This window comes from Roseicyclus sp. (assembly GCF_965662675.1).
GTDB lineage: Bacteria > Pseudomonadota > Alphaproteobacteria > Rhodobacterales > Rhodobacteraceae > Roseicyclus.
Genome location: NZ_CBFIIK010000038.1, coordinates 1 through 20,953, shown reverse-complemented (window position 1 = coordinate 20,953; position 20,953 = coordinate 1). Strand labels below are relative to the sequence as shown.

Annotated in this window: 22 protein-coding genes; 13 read left to right on the top strand and 9 right to left on the bottom strand. The window is 63.6% G+C overall.

Features of this window, described 5'->3' with window-relative positions; all coding sequences use genetic code 11:
• The first annotated feature begins 94 nt into the window (after positions 1–94).
• Complete coding sequence (locus ACTG4J_RS07920; RefSeq protein ID WP_439138517.1) at positions 95–952, top strand: porin; 858 nt, start codon at positions 95–97, stop codon at positions 950–952.
• 71 nt (positions 953–1,023) lie between these two features.
• Positions 1,024–1,677 (top strand): YggS family pyridoxal phosphate-dependent enzyme, encoded by a 654-nt coding sequence (locus ACTG4J_RS07915; protein WP_439138516.1) that lies wholly within the window; start codon positions 1,024–1,026, stop codon positions 1,675–1,677.
• 3 nt (positions 1,678–1,680) lie between these two features.
• On the opposite strand, the gene ACTG4J_RS07910 is transcribed toward ACTG4J_RS07915, so the two are convergent.
• Both ACTG4J_RS07910 and ribA read right to left on the bottom strand, forming a co-directional pair.
• Positions 1,681–2,193, bottom strand: a complete 513-nt coding sequence (locus tag ACTG4J_RS07910) for a L,D-transpeptidase family protein (protein ID WP_439138514.1) — start codon at positions 2,191–2,193, stop codon at positions 1,681–1,683.
• Positions 2,190–3,281, bottom strand: coding sequence for a GTP cyclohydrolase II (gene ribA, locus ACTG4J_RS07905; RefSeq protein ID WP_439138512.1), 1,092 nt, complete (start codon positions 3,279–3,281; stop codon positions 2,190–2,192). Before ribA ends, ACTG4J_RS07910 begins: the two co-directional genes overlap by 4 nt.
• A 141-nt stretch (positions 3,282–3,422) precedes the next feature.
• Here ribA and ACTG4J_RS07900 point away from each other — a divergent pair, with 141 nt between their 5' ends.
• The 5 genes from ACTG4J_RS07900 (at position 3,423) to ACTG4J_RS07880 (ending at position 6,940) form a co-directional block, all read left to right on the top strand.
• Positions 3,423–4,109 carry a response regulator transcription factor gene (locus tag ACTG4J_RS07900; protein ID WP_439138510.1) on the top strand — a complete coding sequence of 229 codons (687 nt, stop codon included), beginning with the start codon at positions 3,423–3,425 and terminating at the stop codon, positions 4,107–4,109.
• A gap of 193 nt (positions 4,110–4,302) precedes the next feature.
• Positions 4,303–5,091, top strand: coding sequence for an exodeoxyribonuclease III (locus ACTG4J_RS07895; RefSeq protein WP_439138521.1), 789 nt, complete (start codon positions 4,303–4,305; stop codon positions 5,089–5,091).
• A 68-nt stretch (positions 5,092–5,159) separates the two neighbouring features.
• Entirely contained in the window at positions 5,160–6,086 is a 927-nt protein-coding gene (locus tag ACTG4J_RS07890) for a tetratricopeptide repeat protein (protein ID WP_439138508.1), read from the top strand.
• A 27-nt stretch (positions 6,087–6,113) separates the two neighbouring features.
• Complete coding sequence (locus ACTG4J_RS07885) at positions 6,114–6,758, top strand: LON peptidase substrate-binding domain-containing protein (protein WP_439138506.1); 645 nt, start codon at positions 6,114–6,116, stop codon at positions 6,756–6,758.
• A complete protein-coding gene (locus tag ACTG4J_RS07880; protein ID WP_439138505.1) occupies positions 6,755–6,940 on the top strand; it encodes a Trm112 family protein in 186 nt (61 codons plus the stop codon). Before ACTG4J_RS07885 ends, ACTG4J_RS07880 begins: the two co-directional genes overlap by 4 nt.
• 48 nt (positions 6,941–6,988) lie before the next feature.
• On the opposite strand, the gene ACTG4J_RS07875 is transcribed toward ACTG4J_RS07880, so the two are convergent.
• Positions 6,989–8,212, bottom strand: a complete 1,224-nt coding sequence (locus ACTG4J_RS07875) for an FAD-dependent monooxygenase (protein WP_439138503.1) — start codon at positions 8,210–8,212, stop codon at positions 6,989–6,991.
• An 87-nt stretch (positions 8,213–8,299) separates the two neighbouring features.
• Between ACTG4J_RS07875 and ACTG4J_RS07870 the strand changes: the two genes are divergently transcribed.
• The 4 genes from ACTG4J_RS07870 (at position 8,300) to ACTG4J_RS07855 (ending at position 14,512) form a co-directional block, all read left to right on the top strand.
• On the top strand, positions 8,300–9,649 hold the full coding sequence (locus tag ACTG4J_RS07870; protein WP_439138501.1) for an amidase: 1,350 nt from the start codon (positions 8,300–8,302) through the stop codon (positions 9,647–9,649).
• A 106-nt stretch (positions 9,650–9,755) separates the two neighbouring features.
• On the top strand, positions 9,756–10,940 hold the full coding sequence (locus ACTG4J_RS07865) for an aminotransferase class I/II-fold pyridoxal phosphate-dependent enzyme (protein WP_439138500.1): 1,185 nt from the start codon (positions 9,756–9,758) through the stop codon (positions 10,938–10,940).
• A 12-nt stretch (positions 10,941–10,952) separates the two neighbouring features.
• The gene (locus tag ACTG4J_RS07860) at positions 10,953–13,853 is read left to right on the top strand and encodes a DNA translocase FtsK 4TM domain-containing protein (protein WP_439138498.1); all 2,901 of its coding nucleotides are present in this window, start codon (positions 10,953–10,955) and stop codon (positions 13,851–13,853) included.
• A gap of 62 nt (positions 13,854–13,915) precedes the next feature.
• Positions 13,916–14,512, top strand: coding sequence for a LolA family protein (locus ACTG4J_RS07855; RefSeq protein ID WP_439138497.1), 597 nt, complete (start codon positions 13,916–13,918; stop codon positions 14,510–14,512).
• Positions 14,513–14,518: 6 nt separating this feature from the next.
• On the opposite strand, the gene ACTG4J_RS07850 is transcribed toward ACTG4J_RS07855, so the two are convergent.
• Together ACTG4J_RS07850 and ACTG4J_RS07845 are read right to left on the bottom strand one after the other, a co-directional pair.
• Positions 14,519–15,109, bottom strand: a complete 591-nt coding sequence (locus ACTG4J_RS07850; protein WP_439138495.1) for a lytic transglycosylase — start codon at positions 15,107–15,109, stop codon at positions 14,519–14,521.
• An 88-nt stretch (positions 15,110–15,197) separates the two neighbouring features.
• On the bottom strand, positions 15,198–16,079 hold the full coding sequence (locus tag ACTG4J_RS07845; protein WP_439138493.1) for an AEC family transporter: 882 nt from the start codon (positions 16,077–16,079) through the stop codon (positions 15,198–15,200).
• Between the two features lie 86 nt (positions 16,080–16,165).
• On the opposite strand from ACTG4J_RS07845, the gene hspQ reads away from it, so the two are divergent.
• Positions 16,166–16,492 carry a heat shock protein HspQ gene (gene hspQ, locus ACTG4J_RS07840; protein ID WP_439138491.1) on the top strand — a complete coding sequence of 109 codons (327 nt, stop codon included), beginning with the start codon at positions 16,166–16,168 and terminating at the stop codon, positions 16,490–16,492.
• Between the two features lie 13 nt (positions 16,493–16,505).
• On the opposite strand, the gene ACTG4J_RS07835 is transcribed toward hspQ, so the two are convergent.
• The 4 genes from ACTG4J_RS07835 to ACTG4J_RS07820 form a co-directional block, all read right to left on the bottom strand.
• On the bottom strand, positions 16,506–16,886 hold the full coding sequence (locus tag ACTG4J_RS07835) for a rhodanese-like domain-containing protein (protein ID WP_439138489.1): 381 nt from the start codon (positions 16,884–16,886) through the stop codon (positions 16,506–16,508).
• A 3-nt stretch (positions 16,887–16,889) separates the two neighbouring features.
• A complete protein-coding gene (locus ACTG4J_RS07830; RefSeq protein WP_439138487.1) occupies positions 16,890–18,473 on the bottom strand; it encodes a gamma-glutamyltransferase family protein in 1,584 nt (527 codons plus the stop codon).
• A gap of 237 nt (positions 18,474–18,710) precedes the next feature.
• Positions 18,711–19,205 carry an ATP-binding protein gene (locus tag ACTG4J_RS07825; protein WP_439138486.1) on the bottom strand — a complete coding sequence of 165 codons (495 nt, stop codon included), beginning with the start codon at positions 19,203–19,205 and terminating at the stop codon, positions 18,711–18,713.
• The gene (locus ACTG4J_RS07820; protein ID WP_439138484.1) at positions 19,202–19,558 is read right to left on the bottom strand and encodes an STAS domain-containing protein; all 357 of its coding nucleotides are present in this window, start codon (positions 19,556–19,558) and stop codon (positions 19,202–19,204) included. Before ACTG4J_RS07820 ends, ACTG4J_RS07825 begins: the two co-directional genes overlap by 4 nt.
• Before the next feature lie 83 nt (positions 19,559–19,641).
• Between ACTG4J_RS07820 and ACTG4J_RS07815 the strand changes: the two genes are divergently transcribed.
• Positions 19,642–20,820, top strand: coding sequence for a thiolase family protein (locus ACTG4J_RS07815; RefSeq protein ID WP_439138519.1), 1,179 nt, complete (start codon positions 19,642–19,644; stop codon positions 20,818–20,820).
• The last annotated feature ends 133 nt before the right edge of the window (positions 20,821–20,953 follow it).

Here is a 20,953-nt window from a genome sequence, read left to right as displayed (position 1 = left end):
CATTTCGAACGACTGATTCCCTATTGCGCGGGTTTAAATCATCTCAAGAGAAAATAGAAAAACATTCGCGTAAAGATTCGCAATAGTATGAAATGTGCCTGCTATTGGTGGGAAATTGAGAAGCAGTATCTTCGCTACTACTGCCCTGGTGGCCACGGCGGGCATCGCTTCCGCGGATGTGACCCTGGGCGGCGGTGCGGTTGCCGGCCTCAAGTCCACGGGCGCAGGCGACGCATTCCTGCACTATGAAATCGACATCGACATCAAGGGCGCGGGCGAAACCGACAGCGGCCTGAGCTTCGGCGCGTCGCTGGATCTGGACGAGAACGCTGGCTCCACCGATCCCGAAATCTTCGTTTCGGGTGCCTTCGGCACCGTGACGCTCGGCGCTGTCGACATCGCGACCGACGGTCTGGGCCTGCCCGACCTCGGCTTTGACGGCATCGGCATGGATGACGACGTCGAAGCACTGCGCAACGCTGGCGCGGCTGACGTAACCTACTCCTACAGCATCAGCGGCCTCGCCCTGACGCTGAGCTATGGCGTTGGTGGCACCACTGGCGTCGACGCGAACGAAGGCGACTTCGGCATCTTGCTCGGCTACAAGTTCGACGCATTCAGCATCGAAGCTGGTGTTGCACGTGACGACGTCACCGGCAACCGCGGCATGGGTGTCGAGCTTGGCTATTCGGCCAACGGCATCACTGCAACGGCCCTTTGGGCACAGCAGGACGCAGCCGTCGATACCACCGGCTACGGCCTGAACATCGGCTACACCATCGACGCCCTCACCGTTAGCGCAAGCTACGGCGACACCGACATCGCTGGCGATGCAGAAGATTACGGCATCGGCTTCAGCTACAACCTCGGTGGCGGTCTGCGCGTTGTCGGCGCTGTCGGCAGCGTGGACAATGCTGACGTTTGGGATCTTGGTCTGACCATGTCCTTCTGATCCAACCGGATCGCACTTTCGGAAAGAGCGGGCCTTGCGCCCGCTCTTTTCTTTTGGCCTAAGCTGTCGCCATGGGATTGACAGATATTCAAAGCCGCATCGCGACAGCCGCCACAGCCGCCGGGCGCAAGCCCGAGGATGTGACGTTGATCGCTGTCTCCAAGGTCCAGCCGCCGGAACGGGTCGCGGCCGTGCTGGAAGCCGGTCAGCGCGTTTTCGGCGAAAATCGTGTGCAGGAGGCAGCGGGCCGCTGGCCTGATTTCCAAGCGCGCTATGACGGGATTTCCCTGCACCTGATCGGCCCGCTTCAGACCAACAAGGCCCGCCAAGCGGTCGAGATGTTCGATGTCATCCACACGCTTGACCGGCCCAAGCTGGCCGAGACCTTGGCCCGCCTTGCCGATGAGCGCGGCACCTGCCCCGATCTGTTCGTGCAGATCAATACCGGGGCCGAGCCGCAAAAAGCAGGCGTACTGCCCGCCGAGGCCGACGCTTTTATCGCGCAAACACGCGCGCTGGGCCTGCCGCTTGTGGGGGTGATGTGCATCCCCCCCGTGGAGGAAGAGCCCAGCCTGCATTTCGCGCTTTTGGCCAAGATCGCCGCGCGCAACGGGCTGGATGGTCTGTCGATGGGCATGTCGTCGGATTTCGAAAGCGCGATCGCCTTGGGGGCGACACATGTGCGCGTCGGTTCGGCGATCTTCGGTGAAAGGGCCTATGGTTAGGCCTTAGCGCTCGGCCATGCCCTCTGGCACCACCAGCCGCGTTTGAAACCCGATGCGGGCCACGACCCAGCGCAGATCCTCGGGCGCAAGTGCCACGCAGCCCGCCGTCGGATGGCCCGGCCCCCGCCATGCATGGAGAAAGATCGCCGAACCCGCGCGATATTCGGCACGCGGCCAGTTCCAATCGGTGATCAGCACGATGTCGTATAGCGGATCGGCGCGGCGCAGCACCTCATGGCTGGCGGCGAAGGGCGCGCGCACCATCAGGTTGTAATCTTCATGCCGGGGGTCGTCGCACCACAGATCACCGGGCCGGATCGGCACCGCCCAATCGCAGGGCCGCGCCAAGCGGTCGGGGCGGTAGAGGCAACCGACGATCCCATGCACGCCCGCCGGTGTCGCGCCATCGCCCTCGGCCTTGTCCAGCCGCACCCCGCCCCGCCCAAGGCGCATCGGAAAGAGCCGCCCCAGAAAGCGCAGGCCCATCGGCGTCACGACCATATCGCGTGGCGTCATAGCATATGCCCTGACTTGTCGCGCTTGACGGCAAGGTAATGGGCGTTGTGCCGCCCTGTTTCGGTGATCAGCGGCACACGCTCGGCGACCGCGATGCCTTCGGCCTGCATCATCGCCACCTTGCGCGGATTGTTCGTCATCAGCCGCACCGCGTCAAAGCCCATGCGCTTGAGCAGATCGGCCCCGATTCGAAAATCGCGCTCATCATCTTCGAAGCCAAGGCGATGATTGGCTTCGACCGTATCGAAGCCCTGATCTTGTAGATGATAGGCGCGGATCTTGTTGGTCAAGCCGATGCCGCGCCCCTCTTGGTTGAGGTAGAGAAGCACACCCGCGCCCAAGCGCCCCATCTCGGCCAGCGCCGTGCGCAGCTGCGGACCGCAATCGCATTTCAAGCTGCCCAGCACATCGCCGGTGAAACAGGCTGAATGCAGCCGCGCCAGCACCGGCAGGCCACGGTCGGGGCGGCCGATCTCGATGGCGTAGTGTTCGACCCCGCCATTCTCGGGGCGGAAGATATGCAACCGCCCCGCCTCGGCTGCTTCCATCGGCAGGCGGGCGGCGGCGACTGGCAAGAGCGGGTGATGCAGCGCCAGATCTTGGGCAAGATCCGCCGCCAGTAACAGCGCCGCGCCAAGGCTGCGGGCCATTGCGGCGGGTTCGGCGATCTCGAGCGCGACGATGGCGGGCAAAAGCTGTGCGGACTTGGTCAGGCCCAAGGCCAGCCGGTGCAAGTCGGCCGCCCCCTCGCGCAGGCCGATCAGCGGGCCCTTGAGTGGGTCGCTCAGGTCGCGCGCGGGATCGGCCAGCGCGCGCACCCAATTGGCCCCCATCTCGGGCGGCAGGCGAAGCCGCACCAGATCGCCGTCATAGGCGGGCGTTTTCAGCGTTTCGGCCCGGCGCTGCGTGATCGCCACCACCGCGCCCTCTCCCAATGCGCTTAAGGCCGCAAGCCGTGCGGTACTCAGCGTTTCGGCGGCAAGAACCAACAGCCCACGCGCACCTTCGCCGATCACGACAGGCAACCCGACCCGAAGATCGGACCGCGCGCGCGCGATGGTTTCAGTTGGGCTTGGCAATAGGCTCATGACGCATCCATACTTTGCCCGCGCGGGATTTGAAACATTTCCCCTGATCGCGACACGTCGGCGTGAGATTGCATGTCAAACGCTTGTCAAAGCCTGTCAACTTGCCAAGCTTGGTCAAGTGGCGTGAGAAAGGAGCTTTCCATGGCGACGTTGAAAAGAATCCTGTTGGTCGACGATGACGACGACCTGCGCGAAGCGTTGAGCGAACAGCTCGTGATGACCGAAGATTTCGATGTCTTCGAAGCCGCGAATGGCGCCGATGGCATGGCCCGCGCCAAGGAGGCGCTTTATGATCTGGTCATCCTCGACGTCGGTCTGCCCGACACGGATGGCCGCGAATTGTGCCGCTTGATGCGCAAACAGGGTGTGAAATGCCCGATCTTGATGCTGACCGGCCATGACACGGATGCCGATACGATCTTGGGCCTTGATGCGGGTGCCAATGACTATGTGACCAAACCATTCCGCTTTCCGGTGCTTCTGGCGCGTATCCGCGCCCAGCTGCGCCAGCATGAGCAATCCGAGGATGCGGTGTTCCAGCTTGGCCCCTATACATTCAAGCCCGCGATGAAGCTGTTGGAAACCGAGGACGCCAAGAAAATCCGCCTGACCGAGAAAGAAACCAATATCCTCAAATATCTCTACCGCGCGCAAGATGGCGTGGTGGCGCGTGATGTGCTGTTGCACGAGGTTTGGGGCTATAATGCCGGGGTTACGACCCATACGCTGGAAACCCATATCTACCGCCTGCGCCAAAAGATCGAACCTGATCCAGCCAATGTGCGGCTATTGGTGACCGAAAGCGGGGGCTACCGGCTGGTAGCATGAGGCGCGCTTGATCCAGATCAAGGTGCAACCACGAGTTGTGCGCCAGATTTGCGATATTACCTCCCTGTTGGACTGGCCCGGACCGATGGTCCGGGTCTTTCTTTTTGACCGGTCCGCTGATGTCTGGCCATCCGGGGCGGGGCGCATTAGACCCGCCACATCGCCCATGATCCAAGCGGAGCTTGAACGCGCCATGCCCTTTACCCTTGCCACATGGAACATCAACTCCGTCCGGCTGCGCGCCGATCTGGTGGGCAAGTTGTTGACCCAGGAAGCGCCCGATGTGCTGTGCTTGCAGGAATGCAAATCACCTGTCGACAAGATCCCGGTCGAGGTCTTCGCCGCGCTGGGATACCCCCACATGGTCGCGCGCGGGCAAAAGGGCTATAATGGCGTCGCGATCTTGTCGCGACTGCCGCTGACCGATGTCGGCCACCGCGATTTCTGTGCCAAGGGTGATGCCCGCCATGTCGCGGCGCGGCTCGAGAACGGGGTGACCATTCACAATCTCTATGTTCCCGCAGGTGGGGATGAGCCCGACCGTGCGATCAATGAGAAATTCGGCCACAAGCTCGATTTCCTGACCGAGATGCGCGATTGGTTCGGCGCGGATCGGCCCGAAAAGGCGATCTTGGTGGGTGATCTGAACATCGCCCCGCGCGAAGATGATGTGTGGAACCACAAGCAATTGCTCAAGGTCGTCAGCCACACACCGATCGAGGTCGATCATTTGGGCGCGATCCAAGATGCGGGTGCTTGGGTGGATGTGACCCGTGCCGATATTCCGCAAGGCCAGCTTTATAGCTGGTGGTCCTACCGCGCGCAGGATTGGGATAGCGCCGACCGGGGGCGTCGCCTCGATCATGTCTGGGCCAGCCGCGATATCGCCAATGCCGCCCATGGCAGCCGCATCTTGCGCGCCGCGCGGGGATGGGAGCGCCCCTCTGATCATGTGCCGGTCTTTGCGACATTCGACCTGTAGGCCCTTGGCGCGCGGCGCATGTGATCGCATATAAGGCGAAACGCGCGTAGAAGTGACGGAGATATGGAATGCTCGAGCTTGGACAGACCCAAGATGCCGCCCCGAATGCGGCCGACCTGATCAAGGACGGCACCGAGGCAAGCTTTATGGCCGATGTGATCGACGGAAGCGCCGAAGTGCCGGTCATCGTCGATTTCTGGGCCACGTGGTGCGGGCCCTGCAAGACACTGGGCCCGATGCTCGAGTCAGCCGTGACCGCCGCCAAGGGCAAGGTCAAGATGGTCAAGATCGATGTCGACCGTGAACAGCGCCTGGCCGCCGCGCTGGCGCAGCAGGGCTTGCCGCTGCAATCCATTCCCACCGTCGTGGCCTTTTATCAGGGCCGTCCGGTGGACATGTTCCAAGGCGCCGTGCCGCAAGGCCAGATCAAGGATTTCATCGCCCGGCTGACCGCCCTTGTCGGTGATGATGGGCTGGCCGCCGCGATCGAGGCCGCCGAACAGATGCTTGCCGAAGGCGAGATCGACGATGCCGCCCAGACCTTTGCCGCCATTCTCGAGGAAGAGCCCGAGAATGCACTGGCCACCAGCGGGCTGGCGCGCACGCATCTGGCGCTGGGCCAGATCGATCAGGCCGAGAACCTGCTCAATATCGCGCCCGATACGATCGCGCGTTCGCCCGAGCTTGAAGCGGTGCGCGCCCAGATCGCGCTGGCCCGCCAGGCCGCCGATGCCGGCCCATTGGCCGATCTGCAAGCCGCCGTTTCGGCCGATCCGTCCAACCATCAGGCACGTTTCGATTACGCCACCGCCCTGCATGCGGCAGGCCAGGTGCAAGAGGCGGTCGATGAACTGCTGGAGCTTTTCCGCCGGGATCGCGAGTGGAACGAGGGGGCCGCCAAGGCCCAGCTTTTCACGATTTTCGATGCCCTCAAGCCGCAAGATCCGATTGCTTTGAATGGCCGTCGCAAATTGTCGTCGATGATTTTTGCCTGAAGCACGCGGGGGGCTAGTTCCTTGCCCATGATGTCTGTCGCCGACCTGCCAGAAACCATCGCGGTCTTTCCGCTGCCCGGCGCGCTTTTGCTGCCGCGCGCGCGCTTGCCGCTGCATATCTTCGAGCCGCGCTATCTGGCGATGCTGGATGACGCGCTGAAAACGCCGCATCGGCTGATCGGTATGGTGCAACCCCGCGAGGTGCCGGGCTCGGATGAAAAGCGTCTGCACAGTATCGGCTGCGCGGGGCGGGTGACGCAATTTTCGGAAACCGAGGATGGGCGCTACCTGATCACGCTGTCGGGCATGTCGCGCTTTCGTATCCGCGAAGAGGTCGGCGGCTTCACCCCATATCGCCGCTGCGATGTCTCTTGGGACGGGTTCGCCGCCGATCTTGGTCCCACCGAGGTGGATCGCGGCTTTGACCGCCCACGCTTTCTGGATCTGCTTGGCCGCTATTTCGAGGCGCTGGCGCTTTCGACCGATTGGAGCAGCCTGAAAGAGGCCGAGGATGAGTTGATGATCAACTCGCTCTCCATGCTGTGCCCCTTCGACCCCGAGGAAAAGCAAGCCCTGCTGGAGGCGCCATCGCTGACCACGCGGCGCGAGACCTTGGTTACCTTGATCGAGTTCGCCCTGCGCGGCGGATCGACCGAAGAGATGATGCAATGAACGAAGCCATCGTCACCATCGACCGGCGCATGCTCGAGGCATTGGTTTGCCCGATCACGCAAGCGCCGCTGAGTTATGATGCCGACCGCCAAGAGTTGATCTCGAAAGCGGCCAATCTCGCCTATCCGATCCGGGGCGGTATTCCGATCATGCTTGAGAGTGAGGCGCGCAAGCTGGATTGAGCAGCCAAGGTGGGCTTGCCGGCGCACAGCCAGCGTCGGCGTTGCCCGCTAAAGCGCGCGGCCTTGCAACAATCTTGGCAGATCGCCCGACAGCCCCGCCGCTTGCCGCATGAAACCACGCCGCAGCGCTGGCACCGCGCTGACCAGACCCATGCCGATGTCACGAATTGCGCGAAGCGCCGGGTTGTCGTTCGAGAACAGTTTGTTGACCCCGTCCGTGGCTACGGCCAGCGCGGCGGTGTCGAAGCGCCGCCAACTCTGGTAGCGCGCCAAAACCAGTGGCGATGCGATATCCTCGCCCCGCCGCGTCGCATCGGCCAGCACCTCGGCCAGCGCCCCCACATCGCGCAGCCCAAGGTTCAGCCCTTGCCCTGCGATCGGATGGATGCCATGCGCCGCATCGCCGACCAGCGCCAGCCGTTCGGCGACGAAGGCATTGGCAATGCTCAGGCCCAGCGGGTAGCTGTAGCGCTGACCGGCCAGCGCGATCTCGCCCAGGAAATCGCCGAAGCGCGGTCTCAGATGGGCAAGGAACGCCTCGTCATCGGCGGCCATCAGCCGTTCGGCATCGCGGGTGCGCTCCGACCAGACGATGGAGGACCGATTGCCCGACAAGGGCAAGATCGCCAAAGGCCCCGGCGGCATGAAGAATTGATGCGCAACGCCGTCATGGGGCAACGCATGCGATATCGCCGCGACAAGGGCCGTTTGCCCGTAATCCCACCCCGTCCGCTTGATGCCCGCGCGTGCCGCCGTGGCCGAACGGCGCCCATCGGCTCCGACCAAGATGCGCCCGGTCAGCACTGTGCCATCGGCCAAGGTGATGCTGGCGGCCCCTTCGGTCGATTGCGCGATGACGGCGGTCCCGGGGCGGTGGGTGATCGCTGGGTGATCTTCCATCGCTTGCAACAATGCGCGGCGCAGGTAGCGGTCTTCGAGCATCTGGCCCATCGGGCCTTCTTCCAGCTCGGCACTGTCGAAATGCAGGAAGAACGGTGCCGCCCCTTCGCCCGCCCGCCCGTCCGAGGCCTTGATCTGCAAGATCGGTTGAGCGTGATCGGCCAAATCCTCCCACAGCCCCAAGACCCCCAGCATCCGCACCGAGGCCAAGGCAAGCGCGTAGGATCGCCCGTCGAAGCCGTCATCGGCGCGCGCCTGTGCCGGCAGCGCATCGATGACGATGCTGGCAAGTCCTGCCTGCGCACAGGCCAATGACAGGCAGGCCCCGTTCAGCCCGCCACCGACGATCAAGATATCCGTGTCATACGTCATATCCCGACTATGGTTCGCCACGCGGGATTGTCCATGCCTTGCGCCGGTTGTAGCCTTGCCCGCGACAACATGGGCAGGGGAACGGGCATGTCTGAATGGCTTTGGCAAAGCGCAAGCGATCTGGGGCGTGGCATCGGTGCGGGCAAGATCGACCCGGTGGAGTTGACCCAGGCCTATCTGGATGCTGCAGCCGCCCATGAATACGGGGCGCGCATCTATGTGCGCATGACCCGCAACCGCGCGCTGGCCGAGGCCGAGGGTGCGCGTCAAAGGGCGCAGTCGGGCTTTCGCCGTGGCCTGCTTGATGGGGTGCCGATCAGTTGGAAAGACCTGTTCGACACCGCCGGTATCGTGACCGAGGCAGGCTCCATGTTGCTGGAGGGGCGGGTGCCTGATGCTGACGCCGCCGTGTTGCAGCGCGCCACGCAAGCGGGCCTCGTGTGCCTTGGCAAGACGCATATGTCGGAATTGGCCTTTGCGGGGCTTGGCGTGAACCCCGCCTATGGCGGCAATATCGACCCCGCCCCCGGCACACCGCCCAATGTAAATGATCCGGCACTTGCGCCCGGCGGCTCATCCTCGGGGGCTGCGGCCTCGGTCGCGTTCGGGCTGGCGGCGGCGGGGATCGGCTCGGACACGGGTGGATCGGTCCGGGTACCTGCGGCGTGGAATGATCTGGTGGGGCTGAAAACCACCCATGGCCGGCTGAGCCTGCAAGGCGTCGTGCCCTTGGCCGAAAGCTTCGACACGGTTGGCCCGCTTTGCCGCACGGTCGAGGATTGCGCCCAGCTTTTGGCGGTGATGGAGGGGAGCAAGCCCGCCGATCTACGCGGTGCATCGCTCCAAGGCGCGCGGTTCTTGGTGTTGGAACCCTATGCCAGCGATGTGCGCGACGCGCCGGGTGCTGCCTTTGTCGATGCCGTGGCGCGGCTGGCCGCAGCGGGGGCGAAGATCACCAGCGGCACCGTGGCGGGCATCGAAGAGGCGATGGCGCTTTCGCCCGCGCTATTCGCGACCGAAGGTTATGGCACATGGCGCGAGGTGATCGAGGCGGCCCCGGACAAGATGTATTCCCGTATCCTCGAGCGGTTCCGCGGCGGCGCGGCCTTTAGCGCACCAGATTATGTCGCGGCGTGGCGGCGGCTGCACACGCTGCGCGTGCTTTGGGCGCGCGAGACCGCGGGTTATGACGCCGTGCTTTTGCCAAGCGTGCCGAACCTGCCCCCAAATGTCGCGCGGTTGATGGATGATCCCGATTTCTATGTCGCCGAGAACCTGTTGACGCTGCGCAATACGCGTGTGGGCAACCTGATGGGGCTGTGCGGTCTGTCCCTGCCGACCGGTACGCCCTCTTGTGGCATGATGATGCTGGCCGCGCCCATGGCCGAGGAACGGCTGTTGCGGCTTGGGGCGGCGGCTGAGGCGGCATTGACCTGAAGGCCACAGCCGACTGAAACCGCGATGCTTTTTCTGGACCGCCGGGCCGGGACGCTGTAGCTTGCATCCAAACGGGGCGACATGACCCCGATATTGAGGCAGTCCTATGGCGTTTCCCGAGCGGTTCTCGAACCTGCCCGAATATGCGTTTCCGCGGTTGCGGAAGCTACTCGACGTGCATGCGCCGGGTGGCCCTGTTGTGCATATGACGATCGGCGAGCCGCGCCATCCCTTTCCCGCATGGGTGGGCGATGTGATCGCCGACAGCCTCGAGGGGATTGGCCGCTACCCCGCCAATGACGGCACGCCCGAGTTGCAGACCGCAATCGCGGCGTGGATCGCGCGACGTTACAGCGTGAATGTCAGCGCCGACCGCCAGATCCTGCCCTTGAACGGCACGCGCGAGGGGTTGTTCAACGCCTGCCTTGCGCTTTGCCCGGAAACCAAGCGCGGCAAGCCGCCCATCGTCTTGATGCCGAACCCGTTCTATCAGGTCTATGCCGTGGCGGCCTTGGCCGTGGGGGCGGAACCCCTCTATGTGCCCGCGACGGCCGCGACGGGTGATTTGCCCGACTACGCCAGCTTGCCCCCGGAGATATTGGAGCGGGTCAGCATCGCCTACCTATGCTCGCCCGCCAACCCGCAAGGCGCTGTTGCCGATGCGGGCTGGTGGCGCGACCTGATCGCGCTGGCCGAGCGCTATGATTTCCAGATTTTCGCCGATGAATGCTATTCCGAGCTTTACCGCGACACACCGCCCCCCGGCGCGCTGGAAATCGCGACCCAGATAGGCGCGCATCCCGAACGAGTGGTGATTTTCCACTCGCTCTCCAAGCGTTCCAACATGCCGGGGCTGCGCTCGGGCTTTGCTGCGGGTGGGCCGGACAGCATCGCGCGGATGAAACAGCTGCGGAATTACGCCGGTGCGCCACTTCCCCTACCGCTGCAGGCGGTGGCGACGCGGGCATGGGGTGATGAGACCCATGTCGAGGAAAACCGCGCGCTCTACCGCGCGAAATACGCCATCGCCGATCAGATCTTGGGCGATGTGCCCGGCTATAGCCCTCCGCAGGCGGGGTTTTTCCTTTGGCTGCCCGTCGCCGATGGCGAAGCGGCGGCGGTGAAACTGTGGCGTGAGACGGGCGTGCGGGTTTTGCCTGGCGCGTATCTCGCGCGCGAGGTTGACGGTGCGACCCCCGGCGCGGACAGGCTCCGCGTGGCGATGGTCGCGCCCCAAGATGAAATGCGCGATGGGCTGACCCGGCTGCGGTCATGCCTTTACGGCGAATGAGGACGAACGAGCATGGCCTATCAGACCAGACAGCGTGACCCACTGCTTGATGATCAGACGCATGATATGCTGATGCGCTTTGGACAACAGGCGCTTGGTTTCGTCCTTTTGGGCCTTGGCGCGGCGCTTGCCGCCTTGCTGTGGTCCTATGCGCCGGATGATCCGCATTTCATGGCAGCCACCGATGCGGTACCGCAAAACTTGTTGGGGCATGTCGGGGCGTCGGTTGCCGCGATTTTGATGATGATCATGGGCTATGGCGCGGTCTTGTTGCCGATCGCATCGCTGGTGTGGGGTGTCCGCTTCTTGCGCAATAGCGGGCGGGATCGCGCGCTGGGTCGCATCGCCTTTTTGCCGATCGCGGTTGCGCTTGCCGCGATCTACGCCGCCAGCATCACGCCGCCACAAGACTGGGTGCATAGCTTCGGCCTTGGCGGATTGTTCGGTGACACGGTCGTGGGCGCGCTTTTGAGCGCTGCGCCAATGGCCCCGCAAATCGGGCTGAAGCTGGTCGCAGCGCTGGCTTTCATCTTGTGTATGCTGATGTCGGGCTTCGTGCTTGGTGTGGATCGTGCAGAATTCCGGTTCGGGTTGCGGTATTTCCTTCTGGGCTTGGTGGCCATCGGTGCCTTCGTCTCGGGTAGCTTGCGTAATGCGGGCTACGGCGCCGGGCGCGCTGCGACCGAGTTGGCCCGCCTGCGCCAAGAGCGCCGCGAGGCTGGCGTGGGCGCCCAAAGCGTGATCGCTGATCCGGCGATGCGCCCTGTTCGGTCACTGGCCGCGCAACAGCCGCAGCTTGCGCCCGCGCCCGCGCCGACCCGCCGGACAGGCGGGCTTTTGGCGCGTGTCCCAATGCTGCGCGCCCAAAGCGCCGAGGCCGCCGAACCGGACAGCGCCGAGCAAGAGCCCGTGCAAAGCAGCCCCGATGAAGAGCGTATCCGCGCCCGCATCAGCGATGTGATCCGTGACCGCGTGCGCCGTGCGCCGCCGCCGCCCCCTATCGCGGTGGAACCGCCGCGCATGGCCGCCGCACCGCTTGGAACGGGCATCTTGGCAGCCGGTGCCGCCGCCGCGGGCCAGCCCGTCATCAGGGTTGAACCGCCCTTGACCGCTGCCCGTCGGGCTGAGCCGCCCCTCGTCGCCCGCGATAGCGCGCCCGCGCCGCAGGCCATGGATGATTTCGACGATAATCTCTTTGTCGACGATGAAGCCTATGATGACGCGATGATCGCACCCGAAGTCGCGCCGCGCGGTCCCGCGCCTGCATTGCCCCAGACGGAATTGCAACGCCGCGTGATGCAGCGCGCCATGGCGCGCAAGCCCCCGCCGTCCAAGCAAGCCATGGCCGATGCGCAGCCCTCCTTGCCGCTTCAGGCCAAGGTCGAAGCGGTCTATGAGCCGCCCTCGCTTGCGCTGCTGGAGAACCCCGACACCATCCAGATCCAGCGCCCGCATCTGAGCGACGACGCATTGGAAGAAAACGCCCGCATGCTGGAGTCGGTGCTGGATGATTATGGCGTCAAGGGCGAGATCGTCAGCGTCCGCCCCGGCCCCGTTGTCACCATGTATGAGCTCGAGCCCGCGCCGGGCCTCAAGGCGAGCCGCGTGATCGGTCTGGCCGATGATATCGCGCGCTCGATGTCAGCCTTGTCGGCGCGCGTGTCCACGGTGCCCGGCCGCTCGGTCATCGGGATCGAATTGCCCAATGAACACCGCGAAAAGGTGCTTTTGCGCGAGCTTTTGAGCCATCGCAGCTTTGGCGATGGCAATCAGCGCCTGCCGCTGGCTTTGGGCAAGGATATCGGCGGCGACCCGATCATCGCCAACCTCGCCAAGATGCCCCACCTGCTGATCGCGGGCACCACCGGTTCGGGGAAATCGGTGGCGATCAACACCATGATCCTGAGCCTGCTCTACAAGCTTTCCCCCGAAGAATGCCGGATGATCATGATCGACCCCAAGATGCTGGAACTCAGCGTCTATGACGGCATTCCGCATCTGCTTTCCCCCGTCGTGACCGACCCGAAAAAGGCGGTCGTCGCCCTCAAATGGGTCGTGGGCGAGATGGAGGAACGCTATCGCAAGATGTCCAAGATGGGCGTGCGCAATATCGAGGGCTATAATGGCCGTGTTCGCGAGGCGCTGGCCAAGGGCGAGATGTTCAAGCGCACCTACCAGACGGGTTTCGACGACGAAACCGGCGATCCGGTCTTCGAGACCGAAGAATTCCAGCCCGTCACCATGCCCTTCATCGTCGTCATCGTTGACGAGATGGCCGATCTGATGATGGTTGCCGGCAAAGAGATCGAGGCCTGCATTCAGCGCCTTGCGCAGATGGCGCGCGCAAGCGGCATCCACCTGATCATGGCAACCCAGCGCCCCTCGGTCGATGTGATCACCGGCACGATCAAGGCCAACTTCCCGACGCGGATTTCCTTCCATGTGACTTCCAAGATCGATAGCCGCACGATCCTGGGCGAACAGGGCGCCGAACAGCTTTTGGGCATGGGCGACATGCTTTACATGGCAGGCGGCGCCAAGATCACCCGCGTCCACGGCCCCTTTGTGCGCGACGAGGAAGTCGAGGAAATCGTGCGCCACCTGAAATCCTTCGGGCCGCCTGAATATGCCTCGAGCGTGCTTGATGGCCCTGATGAGGACCGCGAAAGCGATATCGACGCGGTCTTGGGCCTGAACACAGGCGGCAATACAGACGGAGAGGATGCGCTTTACGATCAGGCCGTGGCCATCGTGATCAAGGACCGCAAATGTTCGACATCCTATATCCAGCGCAAGCTGGGCGTGGGCTACAACAAGGCCGCGCGTTTGGTCGAGCAAATGGAGGATGCGGGGCTGGTCAGCACCGCCAACCATGTCGGCAAGCGCGAGATCTTGGTGCCGGAGCAGGATTGACGCTTGCGTGATCTTGGCGCGAGCCCCCTTTATGGGACGATGGAAAGGCCTATCTTTACCCCATGAAGCGTTTGTTGGTTTGCCTTGCCCTAAGCCTTGTTGCCGCAATCCCCGCGCGCGCAGACTTGTTGCCGCTGGCGGCTTTGTCCACCTATCTCAACGGGCTCACGACCGCCGAGGGAAGTTTTACCCAGATCAATGCCGATGGCAGTGTCGCCACGGGCGACATCTACCTGCATCGCCCCGGTCGGATTCGTTTCGACTATGAAGGCGGCGAGTTGATCGTGATCGCTGGTGGCCAGCAGGTAGCGATTTTCGATGGGCGTTCCAACACCCCGCCCGAGCAATATCCGCTGGCGCAGACGCCGCTGAACCTGATCTTGGCACGCAATGTCGATCTGGCCGCGTCGGGCATGGTGGTGGGGCATGCCTTCGATGGCGTCGCCACGCGTGTCACGGCGCAAGACCCGGCGCGCCCCGAGATCGGCACGATCGAGTTGGTCTTCACAGGTGATCCGATCGAGTTGCGGCAATGGATCATCACCGACAGCACCGGATCGCAGACCACGCTTGTATTGGGCAACATGGTACAAGGCGGGCGTTTGCCAGCGTCGCTGTTCAACATCACCCAAGAAATCGCATCGCGCGGGCGCGACTGATCGCCCTCAGGCGCGGCAGCTGGCCAGCTGTGTGCGATACATCTCGGCGCGGTCAGCGACGCGGTCGGCGACCGTCAGCAGCCAACGCTTGGAATTATGGCTGCCGCGCGCAAAGCCCGTATGACCTTCGTGATAGGCAAGGTATTGGTTGCGCGCATCCGTCAATGGCACACCATTCCGATCGCGCGTGCGGTTCATGTACCAGCCCATGAAATCGGCGGCATCGTCGATATCCGTACGCCGGGCAAAACGCCGCCCCGTGGCACGGCGGTAATCATCCCATGTCCCGTCCAGCGCTTGGCTGTAGCCATAGGCCGAACTGACACGCCCCATGGGGATGATGCCGAGCGCGTAGCGATGCGGGGGGCGCGCATTTCCGACGAAACGGCTTTCTTGATGAAAGGTCGCCATCTGCACATGCACCGGCACGCCCCAGCGCCGCTCGGTCCGTTGCATCGCGCGCAGGTATTGCGGGCGTTCGGAAGACAATCGGCATGCATCGTCGAGATTTCGTGGCGCGCTATGGCGCGCACCGCTCGACCCACAGCCCGCAACCAAAAGCGTCAGTCCGCCCGTAATGAATACGCGTCGTTCCATGATACCTGCTCGTGCCCGAATTTTCCGGTTTTGTTGGCACGACTATAGCCTGAAATGGTCCTTATGGGAATGCCGCCTTTGAGTGGGTCTACAATAGAAATGACAATGTGATCGGAAGTGTGGCGACCGACATCAAGGTCGATACCATCACAAGCCCCGCCACAGCATCGGGATCGGCGTTATAGCGTTCCGCCAAAAGGTAGGAGGTGACGGCCACGGGCGTCGCCATCTGCAAGACCAACACGCCGAAAGCGACAGGCTCCAGTCCAAAAGCGCGCCCCGCAATCACGCCGGCCACCAGTCCAAGGGCCAGCTTGGCTGATGACATCCACACGGCCCGCCCGATCCGCCCCGCCTTGAGCCGTGCGACAGCGACCCCAAGCGTGACCAGCATCAAGGGAATGGCCATCTGGCCCATCAAGCTCAGCGAGCGGGTCAGCCATTCCGGCGTCTGCCAACCCATGCTCAGGAACAGCCCCCCCAACAGCGTTGCCCATAACATCGGCTCGCGCAGCGCACGCCCGGGCGAAGTGCCGCCGGCCACGAGCCAAATACCCACCGTAAAGGTCAGGACCGCCATCACCGCAAAAACGACCACAGCCAGCCCCAAGCCTGTTTCGCCAAAGGCGAACAGGGCCAAGGGCAGCCCAAGATTGCCGGTATTGCCAAAAGCAAGCGGCGCGACATAGGCCGCCCGGTCGAGGCGCACCGCCGCGACCAAACCCCAACTCAGGGCGATCACCGCGACATAGGCCAACAAGCTTGCCAATGTCAGCGCGCCGAGTGTCGCCAAGGCGATCTCGGCCTGCATCAGCGCGGTGAAGATCAAGCAAGGCACCGCCAAGCTCATCGCGATGCGTGTCACGAAGGCGGTCGGATAGTCGTAGCCCGCCTTTGCCCAGACGAAACCGGCACTGCTGAGAAGGAAAACCGGGGCCACAATTGCCAGCACCGTCAGGGCGATTTCCACAAATTGTTTCCTTCTGTCGATCCACCGACTCATGGACAATCCCCCCATGCGCGCGATAGGAAGCGTGTTCAAGGGGGTTCAGCCTCATGCTGAAATGCACGGCAAAATACGGTCTCGGTCAGGTGGTGCGCCATCGCAAACACCCGTTCCGGGGTGTTATTTTCGATATCGACCCCGAATTCGCCAATACCGATGAATGGTATGCCGCCATCCCGGAAGAGGCGCGCCCGGCGAAAGAACAGCCCTTTTACCATCTGCTCGCCGAAAACGATCAGACTTATTACGTCGCCTATGTCTCGGAGCAAAATCTTGTGCCCGATGATAGCGGTGAGCCCGTGGATCACCCCGATCTGCCCGACCTGTTCGGCGAATTCAGTGATGGCCGCTACCCGCTTGAATTCCAGATGAACTGAGGGCAGCCGCCTGTCATTCGACCGGGCGACCCTCTCCCTTCCATGCCGAAAAGCCGCCCGCCATCTCGGCGACATTGTCCAGCCCCATATCCTGCAGCGTCTTGGTCGCAAGCGATGAGCGCCACGCGCCGGCACAGACAAGGATCAACCGCTTGTCGGTTGCCAGCGTCTCCTTGTGATAGGGGCTGGCGGGGTCGACCCAAAACTCCAACATGCCGCGGGGTGCATGGATCGCGCCGGGCAGACGCCCCTCACGCTCCAACTCGCGCGGGTCGCGGATATCGACGAAAACGGCACGACCTGCCGCGACTTCGTCTGCCGCCGCTTCGGTCGAGAGCGAGGTGATGACGGCTTTCGCAGCCATCACCATGTCTTTCACGGGTGTGATCGCCATCGCTCAATACCCCAGCGCGATGCCGTCTTTGCGCGGGTCCGATCCCCCTTCGAGCGTGCCGAGGTCGTGATGGATGCGGATCGCCTGCGCCCCGCCGATACCGACATCGGGGGTGGATACCGCATGGCCCAGATCGCTGAGTTCCTGACGCACCTTGTCGCTATAGCCTTTCTCGACCTTCATCTCGCCGAACTCGCTGAAACAGCGCGGCGCGTCGATCATTTCCTGCGGGCCAAGCCCGTAATCGACCATGTTGGTCACCATGCGCGCATGGCCTGTCGCCTGATACTGGCCGCCCATCACGCCGAAGGGCATGATCACGCGCCCATTCTGGCGCAGCATCGCGGGGATAATCGTGTGCATCGGCCGCTTGCCGCCCGCCGCCTCGTTCGGGTGGCCCGCTTCCAGCGTGAAGCCCGCGCCGCGGTTCTGGAACAGGATGCCGAACTTGTCCGATGCGATGCCCGAGCCGAAATCCTTGAAGACCGAATAGATCAGCGAGACGGCCATCCGGTCGCGGTCGACCACGGTGATGTAGATCGTTTCCTTGTGCGTCTCCTCGGTCAGCGCTTTGGGGTTCGCGATGCAGCCCTTTGGGTCGATCAGGGCCGCCAGTTTCCTGGCCGTGGCGGGGTCGAGCATATGGGCAAGCCGCGTCATGTGATCCATGTCGGCCACGAAACGCTCGCGCGCATCATAGGCCAGTTTCGTCGCCTCGGCCTCGATATGGGCGCGCATGGTGCCGAAAGGTTCCATCGACGCAAGGTCGAATTCGGCCAAGATATTGGCCAGCAAGATCGCTGTCGCGCCTTGGCCGTTCGGCGGATGCTCGACCAGTTCGATGCCCTTGTAGTTGCCGCTGACGGGCGTGCCATAGCTGCTCCGGGTGTTCGCGAAATCTTCAACCGTATGCACACCGCCCAGCGCGCGGAGCGAGGCGACCATGTCCTGGGCCACTTCACCCTCGTAGAAACCAGCGCGACCTTGGGATGCGATACGGCGCAGTACCTCGGCCTGCTGGGGGTGGCGGAACAGCTGGCCAATGCGCGGCGCGGCGTCATCGATCAGATAAAAGCGCCGCGCGGCAGGCGTCATGTTGTCGTGATGATGCGCCCAGTCATAGCCCGCGCGCGGTGCGACGGGCACACCCGCCTCGGCATAGCGGATGGTGGGGGCAAGCACGGCATCGAGCCCCAGCTTGCCGTGGTCTTGCGACATCTGGCAAAACGCGTCGATCGCGCCGGGAATGGTCACGGCGGCCGGATCGCCGAACACGGGCATCTTGGTATGACCCTTGTCGCGCAGCGCCGCGGCCGAAAGCGCGGCGGGCGCGCGGCCCGATCCGTTGACGGCGATGATCTCTTCCGTTCCGGCCGGTTTGATCAGCGCGAAGCAATCGCCGCCGATCCCCGTCATGGCCGGTTCGCACAGGCCGAGCAGAACGGCACCCGCGATGGCGGCATCGACCGCATTGCCGCCCGCTTTCAGGATATCGACGGCGGCCTGCGCCGCGATCGGGTGCGAGGTGGCGCACATGCCGTTTTCGGCGAAAGCGGCCGATCGGCCAGGATGGTGAAAGTCGCGCATGATGTGTCCCTCCCTCGCGCAGCGATTGGCCTGCAACCTAACCGGGGCGGCGGCAAGGGCAAGGGGCGCACATGCCCATCGCGTCAAGTCATATCAGGGGGAGGGGGGTGGTAGCTGCAAGACCTCGACGCCGCGCACTGGGTGGGGGCTATGATACGCGGCGCCGAGGGAAGCCTCTGCAGCTACAAGCCCGTTATCGCCGCGTAACTCGGCGGCATTGCGGAGGGATTCGGGCATTCACAAGGCATTTTGTCCCTGTGATCGGGGCATCTCGACAGCGGGCAAACGAAAACGCAGGATGTTTTGTCCATTGCGGCGCGAGATGCTGAGCGCGCGGGTCATGCTGCGCAGAATCGGCCAACCGAACCCACCCTCCGGCAAAAGGAGCGGATCGTCGAGGTTCAGCGGAGGCAGATCAGGGCTTGGCAAGCGCCCATCTGGCATCGGCCCGCCCTTGTCGCGCAGCGTGATCTGGATACCGCCCCGGTCGCTGGCGATATCGAGCGTGATGGCAGGGTCTTCGCAGCGTTCATAGGGATAGGCGTGTTCGACGATGTTATTGCACGCCTCGGCCAATGCGATCTGCGTGCGGTCGCGCAGATCATCGTCGATCCCTTCGTCGCGCAAGGTGGCATCGACCCGAAGAAGGGCGCCGCGCACCGCGGCATCTTGAGCGGGGAAATGCAGGCTGATCAGCGCGCGGGGCCCCACGCCCCCATCGGCGGCGCTCATGTGTTGGCCTGCACGGGATCGATTCGCGCTGACGCGGCGGTTTCGGCATCGGCATGGATCGGAAACACCGTATGCATCCGGGTCAGCGTCATGACCTTGTCGACCGCAGGCGTCAGCCCGGCCAGTTCCAACTTGCGATCACCGCCCAACAATTTGCGGGCTGCCACGATCGCACCCAGACCGCTGGAATCGATGAAATCGACCTGCGACAGGTCGAGAATGACATCCCCGCTGCTGCCCGAGACAAGATCGCGAAACCGGTCTTTGAAGGCGATGGCGACACTGGCATCGATGCGGTTTTCATCGACCTTCAATATGCCGACAATGCTGCGGCTTTCGAAACGCATGTTCATGGCATAATCTCCGCATGAATATTGGGTGCGGGATAAAGCAAAATCCTTACCAATCGGTGAGCATGACAGAAGTGGAGGTCGCGATGCATGAGGTGGTGATCGCAGGGGCGGCGCGCACCCCGATGGGCGGCTTTCAGGGCGCCTTGGCCGGGGTCACGGCGGCTGATCTGGGCGGGACGGCAATCGCCGCGGCGCTGGCTGATGCCGGGGTTATGCCCGACCGGGTCGATGAACTCTTGATGGGGTGTGTCCTGCCCGCAGGTCAGGGGCAGGCCCCGGCGCGGCAAGCGGGCTTCAAGGCCGGATTGCCCAAGGAGGTGCCGGCCACGACGTTGAACAAAATGTGCGGCTCGGGCATGAAAGCGGCAATGTTCGCTTGCGATGCGTTGGCGCTGGGCCGGGCCAATGTGATCGTCGCGGGCGGCATGGAATCGATGTCGAACGCTCCCTACCTTTTGCCCGCCATGCGCGGCGGCGCGCGGATGGGGCATGCGCAGGCGCAGGACCACATGTTCCTCGACGGGTTGGAAGATGCCTATGATCGAGGCCGCCTGATGGGCACCTTCGCCGAGGATTGCGCCGAGGCGTTCCAGTTCACGCGGGCGGCGCAAGATGATTATGCGCTTGGCTCGCTCGATAACGCGCTCAAGGCCATCGCAAGCGGTGCCTTTGCCGCCGAGGTTGCGCCGGTCACGGTCACGACCCGCATGGGCGAGGCCGTGGTGTCGGTCGATGAGCAACCGGGCAGCGCACGGCCCGAGAAGATCCCGACGCTCAAGCCTGCCTTTCGCAAGGATGGCACGGTCACGGCGGCCAATTCTTCCTCCATCTCGGATGGGGCGGCGGCCTTGGTCATGGCGCGGGCTGATGTCGCCGTGGCGCAGGGGCTCAAGGTGCGGGCGCGGGTGCTGGGCCATGCCAGCCACGCGCAACAGCCGGGGCTGTTCGCGACCGCACCCATTCCCGCTGCACGCAAGCTGTTGGATCAGCTGGGTTGGTCTGTCACCGATGTCGATCTGTGGGAGGTGAACGAGGCCTTCGCCGTCGTGCCTATGGCCTTCATGCACGAGATGGGCGTGCCGCGCGAGCGGATGAACGTGCATGGCGGCGCATGCGCACTGGGCCACCCCATCGGGGCCTCGGGCGCGCGGATCATGGTGACGCTTTTGAATGCGCTGGAGCGGCATGGGCTGAAACGCGGGGTGGCCGCGATCTGCATCGGCGGGGGTGAGGGCACGGCCGTCGCGATCGAGCGGGTGTAGGGGGGCGTTTTCCTGCAGGAAAACGTCTGGGGAAACTGCAGTATTCCCGCATGCGAACTCGCAGTTTTGTGCGCCTCAGTCCTCGTTGTCGTCCGAGGTCAGCAACTCCGCCGCTGTCAAACGCCGCGGCACC

Coding starts and splice junctions, on each gene's coding strand:
- ACTG4J_RS07915 (WP_439138516.1), top strand. CDS start 1,024: ATGGGATTGACAGATATTCAAAGCCGCATCGCGACAGCCGCCACAGCC.
- ACTG4J_RS07910 (WP_439138514.1), bottom strand. CDS start 2,193: ATGACGCCACGCGATATGGTCGTGACGCCGATGGGCCTGCGCTTTCTG.
- ribA (WP_439138512.1), bottom strand. CDS start 3,281: ATGAGCCTATTGCCAAGCCCAACTGAAACCATCGCGCGCGCGCGGTCC.
- ACTG4J_RS07900 (WP_439138510.1), top strand. CDS start 3,423: ATGGCGACGTTGAAAAGAATCCTGTTGGTCGACGATGACGACGACCTG.
- ACTG4J_RS07895 (WP_439138521.1), top strand. CDS start 4,303: ATGCCCTTTACCCTTGCCACATGGAACATCAACTCCGTCCGGCTGCGC.
- ACTG4J_RS07890 (WP_439138508.1), top strand. CDS start 5,160: ATGCTCGAGCTTGGACAGACCCAAGATGCCGCCCCGAATGCGGCCGAC.
- ACTG4J_RS07885 (WP_439138506.1), top strand. CDS start 6,114: ATGATGTCTGTCGCCGACCTGCCAGAAACCATCGCGGTCTTTCCGCTG.
- ACTG4J_RS07880 (WP_439138505.1), top strand. CDS start 6,755: ATGAACGAAGCCATCGTCACCATCGACCGGCGCATGCTCGAGGCATTG.
- ACTG4J_RS07875 (WP_439138503.1), bottom strand. CDS start 8,212: ATGACGTATGACACGGATATCTTGATCGTCGGTGGCGGGCTGAACGGG.
- ACTG4J_RS07870 (WP_439138501.1), top strand. CDS start 8,300: ATGTCTGAATGGCTTTGGCAAAGCGCAAGCGATCTGGGGCGTGGCATC.
- ACTG4J_RS07865 (WP_439138500.1), top strand. CDS start 9,756: ATGGCGTTTCCCGAGCGGTTCTCGAACCTGCCCGAATATGCGTTTCCG.
- ACTG4J_RS07860 (WP_439138498.1), top strand. CDS start 10,953: ATGGCCTATCAGACCAGACAGCGTGACCCACTGCTTGATGATCAGACG.
- ACTG4J_RS07855 (WP_439138497.1), top strand. CDS start 13,916: ATGAAGCGTTTGTTGGTTTGCCTTGCCCTAAGCCTTGTTGCCGCAATC.
- ACTG4J_RS07850 (WP_439138495.1), bottom strand. CDS start 15,109: ATGGAACGACGCGTATTCATTACGGGCGGACTGACGCTTTTGGTTGCG.
- hspQ (WP_439138491.1), top strand. CDS start 16,166: ATGCTGAAATGCACGGCAAAATACGGTCTCGGTCAGGTGGTGCGCCAT.
- ACTG4J_RS07835 (WP_439138489.1), bottom strand. CDS start 16,886: ATGGCGATCACACCCGTGAAAGACATGGTGATGGCTGCGAAAGCCGTC.
- ACTG4J_RS07830 (WP_439138487.1), bottom strand. CDS start 18,473: ATGCGCGACTTTCACCATCCTGGCCGATCGGCCGCTTTCGCCGAAAAC.
- ACTG4J_RS07825 (WP_439138486.1), bottom strand. CDS start 19,205: ATGAGCGCCGCCGATGGGGGCGTGGGGCCCCGCGCGCTGATCAGCCTG.
- ACTG4J_RS07820 (WP_439138484.1), bottom strand. CDS start 19,558: ATGAACATGCGTTTCGAAAGCCGCAGCATTGTCGGCATATTGAAGGTC.
- ACTG4J_RS07815 (WP_439138519.1), top strand. CDS start 19,642: ATGCATGAGGTGGTGATCGCAGGGGCGGCGCGCACCCCGATGGGCGGC.